Raw genomic sequence first — 18089 nt, 5'->3', positions numbered from 1 at the left:
CATTCCCGCTTCCCACTCATCGCGCAAACACCGCGAGGAATGGCGCCCGCCTTCGTGTCAGAAAATTCTCACTGATGTTAGGCGGTCTCGGCTTGGAATAGGCCTGCATAAAGATAAAGGTGAAAACAATGAAATTGAAACAGACGGCAATCCAGCAATTTGTGTTGCGCCTTTTTACCTTCCTACTGACTTTCTTTCTAGGAATAGCCGCCGTTGCACAACAGCCGTCTGCTCTGCCCGATTCGCATGATGAGTGGTGGAAACACGCTGTCATCTATGAGATCAATCCCAAAAGCTTTCAGGACTCTAATGGCGACGGTGTCGGCGATATCAATGGCATCGCATCGCGCCTGGATTATCTGCACAATCTCGGAATCGATGCTATCTGGATCTCGCCGATGTATCCTTCGCCCGGCATCGATAACGGCTATGATGTCTCGGATTACACAGCGATCGACCCGCTTTACGGAACGATGGCCGACTTTGAACGGCTCGTGGCGGAGGCCAGGAAACGCGATATCCGCGTCATCATGGACTACGTCATCAACCACACCTCCGACCAGCACCCATGGTTCAGGGAATCCCGCTCCTCGCTCACCAATCCAAAACGCGACTGGTACATCTGGCACGACGGCAAGCCCGGGGGGGGACCGCCCAATAATTGGCAATCCTGGTTTGGCCACTCTGCATGGACCTACGATCCGACCACGAAGCAGTTCTACTATCACTATTTCTACGTGCAGCAACCCGATCTGAACTGGCGCAATCCGGAAGTACATAAGGCGATGGAGGGCGTTCTCGATTTCTGGCTGCAACGCGGCGTCTCCGGCTTCCGCATCGATGCAGTTTCCCGGCTGTTTGAAGACCCCCAACTGCGTGACGATCCCTACCTGCCGGGCCGGAATGCCTATGGCGACCGCAATATCGAGCACAAGTACACCGATAACTTTCCAGAGGTAAACGATGTGCTAAAGGAACTGCGCCGGACCGTCAACAAGTATCCCGGCGATCCCGTCCTGCTCACAGAAGCGGATGAGCCGAACATTGCCGAACTGACGAAGGTCTACGGCAATGGCGACGAGATACAACTCCCGATGGATTTTCAGATAGCGGATGTCAACAAGCTATCTGCGCCCGTCTTTCGACGACTCTTCGATGAGGTTGAAAACAATACCGCTCACGGACAGCCTGAGTACTTTTTCAGCAATCACGACCAGCCTCGGCAATGGGACCGTTATGGCGACGGCGTACATAACGATCAGATCGCAAAGCTGCTGGCTACGCTTCTGCTAACGACGCGCGGAACCCCGCAGATGTACTACGGTGAAGAGCTTGGGATGAGAACCACCGATCCTGCTCGGAAAGAAGACGTGCGCGACCCCATCGGCAAGTTGGGCTGGCCCAAGGAAAAGGGGCGCGACGGCGAGCGTACTCCGATGCAATGGAGCGCCGCTCCTGAAGCTGGATTCACCTCGTCGAAAGAGTCCTGGCTGCCGGTTCCTCCGAGCGCGGCCACCTACAACGTAGCCGCGGAAGAGCGGGACCCTGAATCCATCTTCAATACCTATAAGACCCTGCTTGCGTTGCGTAAGTCGGTGCCCGCTCTGCGGGACGGCACGCAGGAGTCCATCGATCGCGATGATCCGAACACATTTGCGTATCTGAGGAAGAGCAACCATTCCACGGTGGTGATAGCGCTCAACATGAGCGCGCAGACGCAGCACCTTTCACTGAGAGGGGATGTGCATGCTCGTTCCGCAAAAGTTCTTTATGCATCGCCGTCGACCAGCGGAGAGAACTTTTCGCTGGAGCATATAACGCTCGCACCGTTTGGGGTTCTTGTGGCGGAGTGCGTTCAGTAGCTCATTTTGCTTTGTTCGTGCTGCATTGACTTTTAAACAAGTCGCAGTTTGTGACAACAGGAACCTCATTTGCTCTGGCGGCAAATCACGAGATATATAGTTCTGTGTATGTTTACTGGACGCAAGCCCTACAAGATTGTTCTATTTCTCATGATGGTTCTGCCGGCTGCGCTATACGCAGAACCCTGTGAGAGGCTTCTGCAACTCGTTTCGCCGAAAGTATCAATCACATTTGCAAAGATTGTGGAAGCTGGCAACTTGACTCCCGCTGGAAGCGAAAATACGCTTCGCGATCTGCCATCTTTCTGTCGTGTCGCTGCAGATCTGAAGCCGACTTCCGACTCAGACATTCGCATCGAAGTATGGCTCCCCACCGTACGTTGGAACGGTAAGTTTATCGCCGTAGGCAGTGGTGGCTGGGGTGGCTCCATCTCCTACGGAGAGATGGCCGACGCGCTACGTCGAGGCTATGCAACAAGCGCCACCGACGATGGCCACACTGGCCCAAGTGCTTCGTTCATTGTTAACCATCCGGAGAAGCTCATCGATTTCGCCTACCGCGCCGATCACGAGATGACAGTCGAAGCCAAGACTCTCATCCATGCGTTCTACGGTCGTGACCCGCGCTACTCTTTTTGGAACGGCTGCTCTGGCGGAGGACGCGAAGGTCTGCTGCAGGCCTCCCGCTATCCGGAGGAATTCGACGGCATTATCGCAGGCGATCCAGCCAACATCCGCCGAAACGCCTGGGCGCTCGAGTTGGCTGTTCAGACTTTTAAAGATCCTGAAGCCTATATCCCCGCGGCGAAGTACCCAATGATCCATCGCGCTGTTCTTGAGGCCTGCGATGCAAAGGACGGATTGAAGGACGGGCTAATCGAAGCTCCAGAGAGTTGTAACGTGGACTTCAAGAGCTTGCAATGCAAAGCGGAGGACGGCATCGATTGCCTTACAGCACGTCAGGTCCAAACCGCCCAAACTATAACGAGTCCCGTTGCGACCAGGACAGGGCAGATTCTATTCCCACGGGTGGAGCCGGGAACTGAACTTCGCTGGAGTCGCCTCGCTGGTGGGCCTCAACCAGCGGATCTGTTTCTGGATGAGTTCCGCTACGTTGTGTACCAGGATCCCAATTGGGACTGGCGCACCTTCGACCTTGAACGTGATTCTGCCAAGGCGCACGCAATCGATAAGGATATCGACGAACTCAATCCAAACCTTACAGCATTCGCGAAACATGGCGGGAAGCTGCTCCTCTATCACGGCTGGGCCGACCAGCAGGTAGCCCCGGGCTCTAGCGTTGAGTTCTACAAGGAGGTGCTGGAAGCGAGCAAAGTTACAGAACAAAACTGGGTCCGTCTTTTCATGGCGCCCGGCATGGCACATTGCTCAGGTGGCGAGGGCCCCGATAATTTCGACAAGATCAACGTGATGGAACAATGGGTGGAACTAGGCAAGACTCCTGAGCAGATCATCGCTGCCCACAAGGCTGCGGGTAAGATCGATCGGACCCGCCCTCTCTGCCCTTATCCTCAGGTCGCCCGCTACAAGGGTGTTGGCAGCATCGACGAGGCATCGAATTTTAGCTGCTCTTCGTCTCGCTAGATCGCTTCGCAGATCGCTCGGACCCGGCTTAGGTCCATGCGCGAGACGATGCTCTAGAGCAAATCTCCTGTTACTGGGGAGTTGAATCGGGCGTGCAGTGCCGTTTTCTGGCGAAAAACGGCCATAAGTTTCGTGGTTTCGCTATACCCCTACAGGAGATTTGCTTTAGCCGTGTGCTGCCGTCACCGTTGTGGCATGAAGAAACGGGCTCACGAAGTGGCATACGCTTCAAGAGCCGATGGATTCAGCACCGTGAGAGCAATTCCGTGGACCGCAATGATTTTGTCCCTTTGCAGTTGTCCCAGAGCTCGGGTCATGGTTTCTCGGGACGTTGCGGTCATTGCCCCAAGGTCGTCATGAGTAAATGTCATTTTAATGAAGGCGGCGGGGACCGGAAGTTTCGCATTCGTGGCGCTCCAGCCAAGGATGAGCATAGCTAGTCGACTTTTCGCAGAGCTGGATAAAGCAAGCATCCTGGCATCGTCGAAGGCTGCCTTATAGTCGCGTACAAGCGACTTTGCGGCTGCAGCGCCCGCTTCCTCATAACGGTGGAGCATTTGATCAAAATCTTTGTTTTTTAGAACACGAACAGAAGACGGTTCCAATACTTCGGCCGTCACCTCAAATTCTCCCTTTGCAAGTGCGGCACTTATACCCAGGACCTCGCCGGCCTGCGCAATGCGGAGGATCATGGTTCGACCATCTTTCGAGGACGCACAAAGCTTGACCTTCCCAGAACAGAGGAAGTAGACAGCGTGACTTTGATCGCCTTCGCGAAAGATGATGCTTCCCTGGGGATAGCTGAGTTCTGTTGAGGACTCTTCCAGGAATGCTTGTGCGTCGGAACCGAGACTGCAAAACGGATTCTTCCCAAGTTGTGGGCAGTTGAGACATTTCAGCATAAGAAACTCCCGAGTTCGGCCTGAACTGCAGAAACGTTGTAGCTAAGAACGTGCTGTCAGCACTCGTTTGCTCTGCAATGGAAGCCGAATGTCCCACCAGGAAGGGGGTTGGGGAGGATTGTGTCCACAAACTCCTTCATAAGAGTAAAAAACCCTCTCTTTGTCTGCTGGTAGGCCAGATTCTACTATAAGCAACAGAAAATTGTCCCCTATAAGCAACATAAAAAACGGAAAAATCCTAGCATTTTCAATGCTAATTTTGGTTGCTTGGATTGTTTGCTAATTTTATTGCTTAAATCGTTTGGATGTGTTACATGTTTCTTTGGGCTGAGGGATAGCCTCCATTAGAGCGCGTACCCGGTCTTCACTCTCTTGCAGTCGCTTGCGAAGGTAGTCCCGCTCTGTAACGTCTCGCCGGATCGACACAAAATGAGAAAACCACCCATTTTCGTCCTTCATAGGCGCTATCGATAGATCCACGTTGAATTCGCTCCCATCTTTCCGATAGTTGACGAGTTCTATTCGGATTGACTCCCCACAGGTCAACGCCTTGCGGATACGGTCGAGAGCAGCCCGATCGGTCTTTGGTCCGTGGAGCATGCGCGGTGAGCGTCCAAACGCTTCATCAAAGGTGTAACCAGTTGTCTTTGTGAAGGTCTCATTTACGTATACGATGCGCGGCCCCGGCAGATCGAGTTGGCCGGCTTCAGTCACGATGATTGCATCGTGAGCATGTTCAACGGCAGAGACTAAGACTTCTAGAGCAGGTGATGCTTTCTGCAGAGCCTGGATCGCCTTGGAGAATCGTTCATTCTCGTCTCCCGAGAGAATGGCCGCCCGCTCCTCTGCTGACCCAAGAGGTTCGTCTGGGCTGTCAAGTCGCTTTTTGATTGCGTCTACATTGATATTGAGTCTATTGCTCATTGTTCGTCAGCTTTCTCTCTAAAGCCGCCCAGCACTATTCGTAATTCGTACATGCGCTGGATAGAGCGCATTCGATCGTGGGCGCTGCAGGTTATTTCTTTTTGATTGCGGTTGTTTCCAAGCCCAGTTTTTCATCCCGGTCGTGAGGGGCCAGCGTAACGAAGCGTCGGAGTCGTCTGCTGCGCGAGCCTGATCGGCTATCTGAGCTGCATTCGACGGCAGGCGAAGAGAGAGGAAACAATCAGAATTCGGCAATATGGCTTCAGTGGATGGAGCAAAGCATTACCTGTCATTCCCCAATCCTCATACTACTCGACCGGTCATGCAGTGATCTTTGTCACAAATCTCGATTCCCTTGTCATGTGCTTGATGGGCTTTCGAGAAGATATGTTGAGTCGGATCGAATAAACTTTCAGGCGCATTGCGGCGGATATGGCCCGAGTCGTACCCTTTCAGGTCGATCAGGAGACGCCGATATGATTCGTTTGTGCAGAAGAGAAGTATCCACTTCGCGCTCGCCGAAGAGGCTGCGGCGCACGGCGGTCTACTCGTAGGCGCCGATGGACGGGGCGGGACTTCGCTGTGTCCCGATGATGTCGAAGATAGATACCCGAGTCATTGTCCCCGCAGCATGGGCGGGAGATCCTGCCTGCAGGGCGAAGCCGGTTGCCGTTGCCAGGCGTGGAGCAAGAATGACTGGTCGCGGATCGAATCTGGGTGCAGGTCCCGCTCCGTACCATAGATTGTTGGTGCCGCTGACTCCTGTGCTGTTCGGTTCGATGTACGGCTGAGCGGCACTGGGCTGCATGCAGATGTTGTTTGTAAGGACGAGAGATACCCCTGGGCTGACCACGCCAAAGCAGCCGTTCTGGTGGCCGATGGTGTATTCGCCGGCGTCGACAACCGTGTTGTTGTAGGAGTAGACGGTGCCGCTCGCTCCCGGCGAGGCATCGGAGTTGATGGCGATGCCGGCTTCGTTTGCGGTTCCATAGGGATTTGAAGCGATAGCGACGTGCGTGATTACGTTGTTGTAGGCCTCGACGGTGCCTGCGGATGGATTGACCGAGGCGAAGCTGATAGCGTCGCAGTAGCCGCCGGCGATCTGATTGTCATGCACGTGCAGATCGAAGAGGTTGGCGCCCGTGGTGGCGTGGAAGAGGACACTGCGGCAGTATCCCAGGAAGTTCGCACCGATGTTGTTCCACCCAAACTCCACGTGATTGGCATTTGAAGAGAAGTAGATGGCGTGATAAGTCTTGTCGACGTTACCCCCGGTGTCATGGACATTGTTGCCCTGGAAGACCCAACTGTCGGTTGGGGTGTCGGTTTCAGCAAGGATGCAGGCGGCTCCGCCGACGCCGGTTGGAGGTGAGGGACAGGACAGGCTGTTGTTAATGATGCGTACGTTCCCTTTCTCAGCATCGATCGCGGAGACCTTTCCAACGATGGTGAGATCCGCGATGGTGATATAGGAACCCCAGCCATGAACGCCGTGTGTGACAGAGGTGCTGCCGACGTTGACGGTGCCGCCGGGGAATCCAACGATGGAGAGTTGTTTGATGGGCGAGGTGCCACCGATATCGGTCGATAGGACGGCGCTATATCCGCGGCCATCGTCGAAGTTCACCACGGCTCCAGGTTCGAGGTAGATGACCGTGTTTTGCTTCGGAGGGTGTGAATCCGTATTGGTGACGGAGTTAAAGGCAGCGCGCCAGGTCTTGAAGGGAGCGGCAAATGATCCTCGGTTTGAGTCCGATCCGTTTGCAGCGACGAAGAGGATTGTTGTCGGGGTGACGGTGAAGGGTACGCCATTCGAATGGGCACCAGCGACGTCGACATGGATGTCTCCGGTCTTTGCGGCTGGTCCCAGCTGAGCAATGATTTGATTGTTGGTCCAGGAGCAGAGCCTGCAATTTGTGATGAGTTTTCCACCCAACGTGAGCAGACTTGAACCTTGCGAAGAACCGAAGTTCGACCCGAAGATCCGAATGTAGACGCCGTTTCCTGTATCTCCACCGGTGTTCGAGCCGACGTTGATGTCGGTGTAGTTGATGTGAGGCGGACTTACCGTGCTGGTTGTGCCGCTCGTGTCCGACGACAGGGCCAATGCGCTGGGGGGGATTACCCTTGCGCAACTCGCAATGAATACGATGAGCCCGAAGAGGGGGAGGAGATCCCCCCGGTAAGAAGTAATCCGCATAAGTCTCTCACCTGTTCCGCTGCAGGTTAGCGGCCAAAGAACTCAATACGGCGGCCTCACCGGATAAAAAGGATCGAGTATTGCGAAACGTGGTCGAGGAGAGAGCATTCGGCACGTCACTTGCAGAACTTCAAGCAAAGATCTCCGCCAAGGATGTTGTTATTCCATCTCGCGGTCGAAGATTCGGAGAGGGTCCTGAAGTTATAGGAGTACGGTTTACGATGCTGAATGACTTTAAGCAGGATATGTCTCGCTATCGTGCCTACGGCGAAGGTACTTGCACAATCTTGCGCAACCCTGCGGTGTGGTGCATATTCTGGTATCGCTTAGGACGAGTCATTTATAGAAGCGACAGATCGAGAGTTCTTTCAATGCCGTTCCGTATTCTGCATTCCGCAGGGGCTTTAGTCCTTGAGGTTTTGTTGGAGATGAGACTGAATGTGGGAGCGAAGATTGGTCCGGGGCTACTGATTGCGCATGCAGGGGGTATCACCCTGCATCCCGAGGTCGTGATTGGGAAAAACTGCGATCTCGCGCATCGGGTGACGATGGGAACGCGGGGCGTCGGCGGCATCGGTGTTCCCATCGTTGGAGATGGCGTGTTCATCGGCACGGGTGCTGTACTCATAGGGCCGATCATCGTGGGTGATGGAGCAAGGATCGGAGCGAACTCGATGGTGAATCAGGATGTGCCTGAGTATTCGACGGTAATGGGAGTGCCGGCGCAGGTGGTGAGCCAGAGACAAGCGCCTGTCGTTGCAAGTGTTTTATCGACGGGCGGTGTGAATTGAATGCTGGGGCGGACGCTCGTCCTGTGCTACTGTTTGCGGCGCCTTACTTTCCGCCTGTCTACTATGGCGGCGTGGTGCAGGTGTATCTTGGTTTGCTGCAGCGGCTTCCCGGCTATCGAATCGTAGTCCTAGCGGACCGCCATGGTTTGCGTGACGAAGACGCGACCGGGTGGGATGAGATCGCGCAACGCGACTTCGGATTTGAGGTAAGAAGAATCGATGCCTTTGAGTTTCATCTGCGCCACGCGGCGGAGAAGAGGCGCGCACTGCGGGATCTCCCTTTGGTGGGCCTGCTTTTGCAGCTGTATGGATTCTTTCAGCGCGGCCGAAGCGAATGGGACGCGCTGGTGCGGGAGTTGCAGCCGGATTTGATTGTGTGCGGCGGAACCTACTCGGCGGCATGGCTAGCGATGCGGCACTCAGAGGGGACGCCGATGGTGAACTATCTGCATGGGGAAGAGTTGACGATGCAGGTGCGTCCGGCGGTGCTGATGCATTGGATGCGATGGGTGCAGATGCGCTCTCTGCGGTCGGCGGCCTTGAACATCGCGGTCAGCGACTACACTGCTTCACTAAGCTGTGAGTTGTCAGGCTGCGATCCCAACAAGATGAAGTTGTTGGCAAACTTTGTGGATACACGAAGATTTCGTGTGCCGGAGGATCGAACGGCATTGCGACGAGCGATGGGGTGGGAAGACAAATGTGTGATCCTGACGCTCGCACGGCTGGACCCGCGAAAAGGAATCGATCAAGCGCTGCGGGCTTTGGCTCGTCTTCATACGGCGAACGGGCTGCCCGAGAACTGGATTTATGTCATCGCCGGGCGTGGGAAAGAACAGGGGAACCTGGCTCATCTGACGAAGGAGTTGGGTATCGAAGACCGAGTCGAATTTAGGGGATTTGTGGAAGATGATGCGGTCGCCGGGCTTTACCAGGCCGCGGACCTCTTTCTGCAGCCGAATCGCGAGATCGATGGCGACACAGAAGGTTTTGGAGTGGTTTTTCTAGAGGCGAATGCCTGCGGTCTTCCCGTGATTGGTGGAACGGCAGGAGGGACCGCTGCTGCGATCGAGGACGGAATCACCGGGCTGCGTTGCGATGGGGATTCGGTCGAGTCGATTGCTGCGGCCGTTCATAAACTTTGTACTGACTCTGAACTTCGTAGCAGGATGGGACGAGCGGGTGCGAAGCGAGCAGCGGAAGAGTTTACAGTGGAGCAGGCTGCGAAACGTTTCGAAGCCATGTTGAGGGGATTACTGGAAGATCGAGGAAAGCTGCAATTGGCTCCAGCTGCGGATGCGCTGTCGCATTCTTAGACCTCTATTATTTGTATTCATTTATCTAATATTATTTATTTATATTTCGTGTGAGTGCGGGCTGTCTTCCAGAAGAGCGAATACTCGAGGTGCTCCGGGCTGAAGTCGCCTGAGCGGTCCGTGACCGTCCCGTCCCATACGTTGACGCGAGGTATCAGCATCTGCGACGTCCTCTTGCGCCAGAGACCCGGTGAGTTAAGGAAGGCACGGCTGTAGCCGGTCCGCAGGGCAGAAGCGGCGATGGCGTGAGACGCGTCTCCATTGGGATAGGAGAGCCAAATCGGAGCTTCGTTACTGGGATGAAGATGTTCACTCAGGTGTTCTCGGGAGACTAGTAGCTCTTCGCGGACGGCATGGGGATCAAGCTGAGTGAGTAGCGCGTGACTGCGGGTATGAGATCCGATGGTGTGGCCGGCGGCTGCTAACTGCTGAAGCTCATCCCAGTCCATGAGGCGCTCGCGTGGATCGAAGATCGTGCCGGCCGGAAGATTCGGTACGATCGGCGAAAGGTGATTTTGAAGTGAGTCAAGCCATTGAGATATTGTGTCGGTGGGAAATTGCTTTAGCCAGGTCAGTATCTCTTCGAACTTAGTAGATCCATTCATCGCAGGGCTGGGGATGTCCGACCGAGATTCAAGTTCATGCATCTCTTCTTGGAGGAGAGGGAGCATATTGGCCGAACGCAATGAGTCGAATATCCCGCGCAGACGTTCAGGCCAGAAGGGCTCAGCTTGACCTGCGAATCCGGTCGTCATAAAAAAACAAGCGCGTATACCGGCGGACGTGAGATAGGGGAGAGCGATATCCAGATTGTCGATCCACCCATCATCGAATGTAAGGATAACCTGCGGACGTCCCGTTCGATAGTGGGGCCACTCCACTCTCTCGGGAGCCTCAATAGACGTTGAGAATTTGAGATATTCAATGACCTGGGCGAAGATCGATTCGCGCAAGACCATGCCGCGCGGGGAACGGCACAGAGCGATTTCCTTGTCGGGTACGATGCGATGAAATGTAAGTACGACCCGATCTCCGGAAGCAGCAACCGACTTGCGGGCAGCCCGGAGTTCACCCGCGATTCTCAATGCCCGAACGGATGCGTGTCGAAGGGAGGAGCGGAGATGGCCCAACATGCTGGGACTGGAGTTACTGGACTTACTGGATTTGGATGCAAAATGTTCAGCTGTTCGCATTGGCTTTCTCTCTTTCTGGTTGCCAGATCACATGCCGATTTCCGCGAAGCAGTTGGACGATGCCTGCCACCATGCCCGCATTTACGGTCATGAAATAGAGCGGAAGAGCGAGAATGCGAGGGCGATTGCTTCGAGGGATCAATGCCGCAATGAGTGCCAGCACAAGCAGAGACGCCTCGAGAGCCAGGAAAACCTGAATGTGGTGTGAGCGCCAAAGCAGAAGGGATGAGAGAAAGATACCCGAGCAGAGGAGAGGCGTTGCAAAGCGGAGTAGTTTGTGCGACCACAATTGAAAGGCATACCAGGGATGCGGCCACGGCAGCAGAAGTTCGTAGACGCTGAGGAGGCCCATGAGAGCGCGGGCGACCACGCGAGCACGCATGGAGAACTCTTGTCTGGGCGAGCTGGTGGCATTTTCTGACGCGATGGCTCTGGGTTCATACTTCACGCGAAATCCTTTGCGCAGCACATATAACGGCTGCACCAGATCGCTGATAATGTCATCGCGCAGATCTGTATAGAGGGCGCGGCGAACCGCATAGATGCAGCCACAACAGCCAGTGATGCTGTTGACGCGGGACTGCAGCGAGCGAATGGTATTGTCGAAGCCGGCGTAGGCCTTCGCTCCCGTGGTGGTCGTAGAGTGAGTCTTAGGGTTTACGTAGAGATAGCGACCGGAGACAGCACCGACATCGGAATCCATAAATACTCCTGCGAGATACTGCAGTGCATCCGCCGAGTACTTTGTCGTGGCGTCAGAGAAAACGACGATGTCGCCGCGAACCTGGCGGACTGCCACGTTCTGCGCATGGGTCTTGCCGCGTTGATGAGCAAGCACGATAAGTTCGACACCGCGGTCCGCGAAGCCTTCTACGATCTTGCAGGTCTCATCTGTAGATCCATCCGATACGACGATAATTTGAAGCTGGTCAGAGGGATAGTTGAGTAAGAGCGTGTCCTCAAGCTTGTTGCCTATACCATGTGCTTCGTTACGAGCACAGATGACCACGCTGAGAGTGAAATCTGTCGAGGGGCGCGTTGCCTGCCTGCGAAACGAGAGGCTGAGAAGTGCAAGGAGCAGGGGATATCCGAAATAGGTGTAGAGGAGAAGCCCGAGGGATGTCAGGAAGACGATGCGTGCCATCTTATGGTTGCTCCTTTGATTGCCTTGCAAGCAGTGAATCGTAAAGATCGACGTGGGAACGGATCATCTTTTCCAAGCTGAAGTGGTTGTGAATATGCGTGATCCCGGCATCTCCTATGCGAGCGCGCAGGTACGGATCGGAGATCAGTTGTCCGATGCGCTCGGCTGCAGCTTCGGAGTCTTCGTTGGGGACTAAATAGCCGGTGACCCCATCGACGACGACCTCCGGGGTTCCTCCAACGGCGGTTGCGACAACGGGCAGACCGGCCGCCATGGCTTCGAGAACCACATTCGGCATGCCTTCAGAGCGGGACAGAAGTGCGAAGACGTCACTGGCAAGCAGGAGAGCTGCTATGTCATCGACGCGACCAAGAAAGAGCATGCGGTCGGCGATGCCAAGATTTGAGGCCGCGGCCTGAAGCGCATGGAGGTGGTCCATATCCGTCCAGTCGCCGGCGACGGCGAACATGGCTCCAGGATGCTGTTTTAGGACGATAGCGGCGGTCGAGACAAAGACGTCCACGCCTTTCCATGGATTGATATTCGAAATGGTTGTGACGAGTGGCGAGGTGCATGCTACCCCCAGTTGATCGCGAACTGTCTTAGTCGACTGCCGTGGGTGGAGACGGTCGAGAGCTAAACCGTTATGAATCGTTTTGATCTTGTCTGCGGCTATTTTGTCCGTTTGCCTGTGCCAATCGCGCACAGTGTCCGAGACGGTAATGACAGCGCTATAGAGCGGGGCCAATAATCGATAGGCGATTTTGTGTTTGGAAGAACGCAGGATACCCATGTCGCGGCGGCTTGAGATGAGATGTTTGACGCCGCTGATCCGGGCTACTACGGCGCCGAAGATGTCGGAGCTTTCGAAAAAAGTATGGACCACCGTGACCTGTTCACGAAGGATGATTCGCCGTAGTTGGAGCGCCGTGAAAAGCGCTTTGAAGCTGAAGCAGGATGCAAGTGGAAGAATGGTGATGTTGTCGCAGAGAGCATAGGCCGCAGGCGCAGGATTGTCGCGGAAGGTAACGATCAGGCTTCGGTAGCCGAAGGCCGGAAGCCCCTTTGCGATCTCGAAGAGCGAACGCTCACCCCCGCCTAATTCTGTGAGTTGATCCACGATAAAGAGGATGCAGGGGAGGTTCTGGGCATTAGTATCCGCTATACCTGAAGTGCTGGATGGTGAGCGGAGATCGGTGGTTGTAGGGGCGGTCATAGTCCATCCCTCGTCAGTTTTGGCGAAGCCAGGACGTAGGCGGTGGCGTGTGCGTGATCGCCGGGCAGGGGTGCAGGTTTAACTCTGACAAATCCGGGACGAGGAAAAAAAGGCTGAGCGCCGGCAGCGGCAGGAACCGATTCGGATTCCTCTGTAGCGGTCTGCTGCGTCATGGCGGGGGCAGCCATGACGCAGCCCAGGAAGATCCATAGGTTGGAATCGACCTGAGTGAACATCCAACGATCGCCGAAGATGTTTACGACCGCCGCTGCCAGGATCAAGGCAGCGAATCCGAGCCCGATGAGCGATAAGAAGTGGGACGACTTCGACAGGTAGAGCTTGAAACCCTGCCGGCAGAAGAGAAACAGTTGTGTGATGAATAGAGCGAGTCCGACGACGCCGGTCTCCACGAGCATCTTGAGATAGAAGTTGTGTGTGTCCTTGTAGGAGCCAACGCGGTTCATGTTCGCGTAGGTCAGAAAACCTGTACCAACGACTGGGTTTTCGTGGAAGATCGTCAGGGCATCGGTCCAGAGCATCACGCGCTCCTGTGCCGATGCGTCGAGTTGAGCTGCCTCGCCGCTGTCCTTCTGTGAGTAGCTCATGTTGATGCGTTCCTGCACAGCGACAGGCATGACTGCCTGCCACATAAACGCAACAGCGAGCAGAGGAACGAGAAGCCATCGGAATTTGACGATGGCAAGAAAGAGTAAGGCCAACGCGATAGCCAGGTAGGCTTCCCTTGAGTAGGAATAGAGGATGCAGCAGAAGTTTGCCGCCAAAAGAACGCCGACTGGAACTGCCAGCCATCGGCGTTTCAGAGCGAGCATCGGGATCATGAAAGCAGTGATCTCGACGACGTAGGAGGCCAGGCCATTTTCTCCTGCGTAGCCCAAGGGTCCGGCGTCACGTGCCTCTTCGGAGTAGTGACTGAAGTCACGTCCCAGGGAACTCTTGAGGTAGCTGTAGTCGACCAGGAGAGACGAGAAGCACGCTAAACAGATGACGATTGCAACCTGCTGCTTGGTACGGATAAGCCGATAGGTGGTGTATGCAAGGAGCGGGAGAACCATGAAGTTCTTGTAATCAACTAATCGTGCGTCCTTGAACCAGACTGGAAGGGGAGCGCCAAGGAAGAAAGCACCTCGCCAGAGCGATACGTAGTAGAAGATGGCGAGGGCAACAACGAAGCGCAATACAAAGGGATGCGGTTCCTTGAGTTTGTTCGGCCTCATCCACATGCCGAGAAGTGAGCATGCGAGGAGAATATCGACGATGTTCGCGCCAAGTGGAAATGCGTGCAGGTGATACCTGGTGGTTTGCAGCGGGAGAAGCAGCGTGAGGATGTAGATACCAATCTCAGCCTTCCAGGTGAGCGCCAGGAACGCACAGATCACCACGAGAGCGTAGAGGGCAAGCGCACGGCCGCTGAAGCTACCAGCTGAAGGCGCTGCCTGGAAGATGAATGCGAGCAGCGTCATGCATTACCTCCAGTACCGAGGGGTAGCGCTAGTGGCATGCTTTTACGCATGAGGATGGCCCGGGCAGCCTCCCGGAACGGCAAAGACATAACTGCGAGCGCAAGTGTGAAGCAAAGGAGAAACAGCGAGGATCTCAGTACGAGGCTGACGATGGGAAGACCTGTGTGAATCAGCGACGTGGGCACGGCGGCTACGACCGTTGCGAGTGCAGCCTGGAGCATGAGCCGAAAGTTTAACTGAAGAGGGAGTATCCGTTGATTGATGACGGCGAGAAGTCCGATGAGGAGTGCGTAGCTCAGGAGCGTGCTCCAGGCGCCGCCGGCCAGACCGATGCGCGGAATGAGAATGATATTTAGAAGCACGTTGACCACCGCCGCCAGAGCTACAAGGCCTGCCATCGCTGCGGTGCGCTTCTCAAGGATGAGGCCGACAGTAAGAAAGATGTGGGCGCCGTAGATCATCAGACTGGGAATGAGGATTGGAAGCAGGTGCCTGGCCTCAATAAACTTGGCGGATGCAACGATGACAATTGCATCCTTTGAGCAGAGGATAGCGAGGCCTGTCATCGCACAGGCTGCTACCGCAAACCATGAAAGTCCCTGGGAGAGAAAACGGCGGATGGGTGAACTATCCTTGGGGTTCCATAGACGCATGTAGATCGGAACGATGGCAAGATTCAGAGGCGTAACCAGGGTGTCCTGTAGATAGCTGGAGACGTTGTAGGCCGCGGAGTAATAGCCGAGGGAGACGTCTCCGAGATAGTGGCGGATGAGGAGACGATCGCCTGAATCGAGTACGATGCTCGAAAGCTCGTATGCAATCAGCGGAGCTCCGAAGAGCACGGCAGAGCGAACAAACCCAACATCCAACGCACTGAAGTGGATCATGCGACGCCATACAAGCGTTCCGAGCTGCCAGAGGACGATCGTTCCTTCAGCGATTGCGGTGATCGCAAGCACATAGAACGCGCTGCGGAGATTTCCAAAGATCAGGGCGAAGAACCCGCATATGGTGAGGGCCTTTGTACATACTTCAAGCACGCTATGGAGCAGGCTGCGGCCTTCGTTGCGAAGGAACGAGAGGAGGACGGATTGCAGTGTGCGCGGAACAACGACTGCCGGAACCAGAAGCAGACAGTTGTAGAAGAGAGGATCCGCAATGCGATGCCTGATCGAGGCGATGAGGAGATAGTAGATTGCTACGACTACAAAGGTGATGAGAGCTGGAGCAGAGACCAGCGTGGTGTAGAACTTCTGCGAGGCCGCGTGGGACGGGGTTGCTGTTTGATGATCGTAGAAACGTGCAGCGGAGTACTGCAGGCCGCATTTGGAGAGGACTGTCAGCAGGAGAGCGATGCGCAAGGTCAGCGACACGATTCCAAAGTCCGCGACAGAGAGCATGCGCGTCATGATGGGGAATGAGATGAAGCCGAGAAGGATGAGGAAGACCTTGCCCGAGAGATAGTGTCTGACGTCTCGCAGGAGGGAGGGCGACTGGCTCATGGCTGCCCCCGATGAATACCAGCACCAGGCCAGCAGGATAGGCCATGCATGGAAGGGTCCTTGTATACGAGAAACTGCGGGCTGGAGTAGATGGTCTGCAGTGCCGGATTTGTGGATGCGTCGGAGATGACGGCTTTGTACTCGGCTGCATACTGCTCCGCTGCGTTGATGTGTTCCCAATCTCTATCGAGGATGAGGTACTCGTAGTGGGCGGTGTGATATTCGAGGAGCCGGTGCGTCTGGTACAGGCAGTCGCGATTGGCGAGGTGAGGGAGCATATAACGAGGAGCGGCGACGGAGGCATCCGCTGGGATGAGTGCCAAGACCTTGCGGGCCTCGGGATTCCAGGGATGCTCTCTCAGATCGTCGACCTGCTGCGCTCCGGTTACGAAGATGAGACTACAAAAGCTGAGAGCAATAAGGAGAAGTGGGGCGGCGTTGTCCGAACGTGTTCCGAGCCGGGCCGCCTTGGCGACCCGGCTCGACCTCTGCCGGGAGATCACTGTGAGGAGAGCACTTACGAACAGCAATGTTGCTGGAATAACCGAGTATTGTGCGTAGATTACGGTCGTGATGCAACGGCCTCCGCCAGCCAGGAGATTGATGGCGAGGTACGGAATTGAGAGGGAAGAGATCGGATTTACGACGGATTCGATAATTGCAGTCGGACTCAATAGCGTCTTGAGGTAGACGATGTTGGCGTGAATGAGAACAGTGCTTCGCGGATCGCGGAGGATGTTATGCAGCATCGAAGAGGGTGACTTGCCCAGATGAGCGAAGCACGTATCTGTTACGAAGCTGGCACCATGAAGGCCTTTGGGAAGGACGACAAGGAAAGACAATATAGCCCAGAGTGTTGCAGCGACGATTGGCAGGAGTGCCCACTTTATTGGCCGACGGCGAACGATAGCCAGCAATCCCAAGCCGAAGACAACGAAGACGAGATCTTCACGAACGAGTAGCGTGAGTAGGATCGCGATCGTGAAAGCTATGAAACGGTCTTCCAGAAAGAAATAAATCGCGAAGAGTAATGGAAGCGCGACAAGGGTCAGGGGATAGAAGTCAAAGACGGACTGATACAGGATGGCGGGTGTGAGTAGAAATGCGAAGACCCACAGATACGCAGTGACGGTGGACATCCTGCTGCGTGCGATAAGGAATACAGGTATGGCACAGCTAAAGAGAACTATATTTCTAACGACGATCAGAGTAACCGGACTGGGTGCTGCTGCATAAAACGGCAACAGGAGGAACATGATCGGCGAGTTGTGACCAGCGAAATCAGTTGTGACTGGACGGGAATAAAGTAGGTCCTGGAGTAAGTTCCCCCAAAATAGATGACCGTGAAGCGTAGTGTGCATCAACTGGCCGAAGTAGGCGAGGTCCTGACCAACGTAAGAGAAAGCCCAGTACTTTCGAATCGCCAAAGCCGTGACTGCGGTAAACAAAATGGCGATCGCGGTAAGCCCGAACGCATGTGCTGCTTTTACTTGGAGTCGCTTTCCGCGCGCGCGTTGAATATTGCAGATACAGAGGGCAAACCAGAGTATAGCGACGGATGTCAGGAGCAGGCCGGAGCGGAGAGCGGTTGGTGGAACACGAGCAACGTATTCGGGGATGAAGATAAGAAAGACTACGGAGGCAAGCGAGCATCTGGCGAGATCCGTACGTAGAGGACCGAGGGAAGCTGGCTGCTGGCTCCAGTAACGTGCGCTTGCGGTTACCGCCGTGAAGAGTCCGCCGCACCACAGCGCGGCGAGTGAAGTGAAGAGGAGGCCCTCGACCCGAGGTAACGGCTTGAAGAAGGCCAGATAGATCCAGGCGGCAGAGAGGAGGACGGACACGATGATCGGTGCCAACACTCGCGGCTGAGCACCCGATCCACTCGAACCGGCTTGGTACTGGTGTTCCGGTTCGGTTTTCAATTGGGTCGGGTTACTCATGCCGCTGGCC

General features: G+C 55.2%; 13 protein-coding genes. 4 read left to right on the top strand and 9 right to left on the bottom strand.

What is annotated here, in order from left to right; genetic code table 11:
* Positions 1–128: 128 nt before the first annotated feature.
* Together ACIX8_RS17600 and ACIX8_RS17595 are read left to right on the top strand one after the other, a co-directional pair.
* A complete protein-coding gene (locus tag ACIX8_RS17600; protein ID WP_014266728.1) occupies positions 129–1862 on the top strand; it encodes an alpha-glucosidase in 1734 nt (577 codons plus the stop codon).
* A 258-nt stretch (positions 1863–2120) separates the two neighbouring features.
* On the top strand, positions 2121–3467 hold the full coding sequence (locus ACIX8_RS17595) for a tannase/feruloyl esterase family alpha/beta hydrolase (RefSeq protein ID WP_223295369.1): 1347 nt from the start codon (positions 2121–2123) through the stop codon (positions 3465–3467).
* 209 nt (positions 3468–3676) lie between these two features.
* Here the strand turns inward: ACIX8_RS17595 and ACIX8_RS17590 are convergent, their stop codons facing one another.
* The 3 genes from ACIX8_RS17590 to ACIX8_RS17580 all read right to left on the bottom strand — a co-directional run bounded on the left by ACIX8_RS17590 (position 3677) and on the right by ACIX8_RS17580 (position 7493).
* Positions 3677–4369, bottom strand: a complete 693-nt coding sequence (locus ACIX8_RS17590) for a Crp/Fnr family transcriptional regulator (protein WP_014266726.1) — start codon at positions 4367–4369, stop codon at positions 3677–3679.
* A 285-nt stretch (positions 4370–4654) separates the two neighbouring features.
* Positions 4655–5293, bottom strand: a complete 639-nt coding sequence (locus ACIX8_RS17585) for a PAS domain-containing protein (RefSeq protein ID WP_014266725.1) — start codon at positions 5291–5293, stop codon at positions 4655–4657.
* Positions 5294–5837: 544 nt separating this feature from the next.
* Positions 5838–7493 carry an IPT/TIG domain-containing protein gene (locus tag ACIX8_RS17580; protein WP_014266724.1) on the bottom strand — a complete coding sequence of 552 codons (1656 nt, stop codon included), beginning with the start codon at positions 7491–7493 and terminating at the stop codon, positions 5838–5840.
* Positions 7494–7921: 428 nt separating this feature from the next.
* Here ACIX8_RS17580 and ACIX8_RS26240 point away from each other — a divergent pair, with 428 nt between their 5' ends.
* Positions 7922–8284, top strand: a complete 363-nt coding sequence (locus ACIX8_RS26240) for a serine O-acetyltransferase (RefSeq protein ID WP_223295368.1) — start codon at positions 7922–7924, stop codon at positions 8282–8284.
* Between the two features lie 23 nt (positions 8285–8307).
* Complete coding sequence (locus ACIX8_RS24750) at positions 8308–9600, top strand: glycosyltransferase family 4 protein (RefSeq protein WP_014266722.1); 1293 nt, start codon at positions 8308–8310, stop codon at positions 9598–9600.
* 35 nt (positions 9601–9635) lie between these two features.
* Here the strand turns inward: ACIX8_RS24750 and ACIX8_RS17565 are convergent, their stop codons facing one another.
* The 6 genes from ACIX8_RS17565 to ACIX8_RS17540 are packed head-to-tail and all read right to left on the bottom strand — an operon-like array spanning position 9636 to position 18079.
* On the bottom strand, positions 9636–10793 hold the full coding sequence (locus tag ACIX8_RS17565) for a polysaccharide deacetylase family protein (protein WP_014266721.1): 1158 nt from the start codon (positions 10791–10793) through the stop codon (positions 9636–9638).
* Positions 10780–11937 carry a glycosyltransferase family 2 protein gene (locus ACIX8_RS17560; RefSeq protein WP_014266720.1) on the bottom strand — a complete coding sequence of 386 codons (1158 nt, stop codon included), beginning with the start codon at positions 11935–11937 and terminating at the stop codon, positions 10780–10782. Before ACIX8_RS17560 ends, ACIX8_RS17565 begins: the two co-directional genes overlap by 14 nt.
* 1 nt (position 11938) lies before the next feature.
* On the bottom strand, positions 11939–13153 hold the full coding sequence (locus ACIX8_RS24745; protein ID WP_014266719.1) for a glycosyltransferase: 1215 nt from the start codon (positions 13151–13153) through the stop codon (positions 11939–11941).
* Positions 13150–14634 carry an O-antigen ligase family protein gene (locus tag ACIX8_RS17550; RefSeq protein ID WP_014266718.1) on the bottom strand — a complete coding sequence of 495 codons (1485 nt, stop codon included), beginning with the start codon at positions 14632–14634 and terminating at the stop codon, positions 13150–13152. Before ACIX8_RS17550 ends, ACIX8_RS24745 begins: the two co-directional genes overlap by 4 nt.
* Positions 14631–16136 carry a lipopolysaccharide biosynthesis protein gene (locus tag ACIX8_RS17545; RefSeq protein ID WP_014266717.1) on the bottom strand — a complete coding sequence of 502 codons (1506 nt, stop codon included), beginning with the start codon at positions 16134–16136 and terminating at the stop codon, positions 14631–14633. Before ACIX8_RS17545 ends, ACIX8_RS17550 begins: the two co-directional genes overlap by 4 nt.
* The gene (locus tag ACIX8_RS17540; RefSeq protein ID WP_014266716.1) at positions 16133–18079 is read right to left on the bottom strand and encodes a DUF2079 domain-containing protein; all 1947 of its coding nucleotides are present in this window, start codon (positions 18077–18079) and stop codon (positions 16133–16135) included. Before ACIX8_RS17540 ends, ACIX8_RS17545 begins: the two co-directional genes overlap by 4 nt.
* Between the last annotated feature and the right edge of the window lie 10 nt (positions 18080–18089).

Origin of the sequence: Granulicella mallensis MP5ACTX8 (genome assembly GCF_000178955.2) — a bacterium.
GTDB classification, from domain to species: Bacteria; Acidobacteriota; Terriglobia; order Terriglobales; family Acidobacteriaceae; genus Granulicella; species Granulicella mallensis.
This window is presented reverse-complemented; position numbering and strand designations above follow the sequence as displayed.

Excerpts from the sequence above, each read along its gene's own strand:
- ACIX8_RS17600 (WP_014266728.1), top strand. The coding sequence starts at position 129 with ATGAAATTGAAACAGACGGCAATCCAGCAATTTGTGTTGCGCCTTTTT.
- ACIX8_RS17590 (WP_014266726.1), bottom strand. The coding sequence starts at position 4,369 with ATGCTGAAATGTCTCAACTGCCCACAACTTGGGAAGAATCCGTTTTGC.
- ACIX8_RS17585 (WP_014266725.1), bottom strand. The coding sequence starts at position 5,293 with ATGAGCAATAGACTCAATATCAATGTAGACGCAATCAAAAAGCGACTT.
- ACIX8_RS17580 (WP_014266724.1), bottom strand. The coding sequence starts at position 7,493 with ATGCGGATTACTTCTTACCGGGGGGATCTCCTCCCCCTCTTCGGGCTC.
- ACIX8_RS26240 (WP_223295368.1), top strand. The coding sequence starts at position 7,922 with ATGAGACTGAATGTGGGAGCGAAGATTGGTCCGGGGCTACTGATTGCG.
- ACIX8_RS17565 (WP_014266721.1), bottom strand. The coding sequence starts at position 10,793 with ATGCGAACAGCTGAACATTTTGCATCCAAATCCAGTAAGTCCAGTAAC.
- ACIX8_RS17560 (WP_014266720.1), bottom strand. The coding sequence starts at position 11,937 with ATGGCACGCATCGTCTTCCTGACATCCCTCGGGCTTCTCCTCTACACC.
- ACIX8_RS24745 (WP_014266719.1), bottom strand. The coding sequence starts at position 13,153 with ATGACCGCCCCTACAACCACCGATCTCCGCTCACCATCCAGCACTTCA.
- ACIX8_RS17550 (WP_014266718.1), bottom strand. The coding sequence starts at position 14,634 with ATGACGCTGCTCGCATTCATCTTCCAGGCAGCGCCTTCAGCTGGTAGC.
- ACIX8_RS17545 (WP_014266717.1), bottom strand. The coding sequence starts at position 16,136 with ATGAGCCAGTCGCCCTCCCTCCTGCGAGACGTCAGACACTATCTCTCG.
- ACIX8_RS17540 (WP_014266716.1), bottom strand. The coding sequence starts at position 18,079 with ATGAGTAACCCGACCCAATTGAAAACCGAACCGGAACACCAGTACCAA.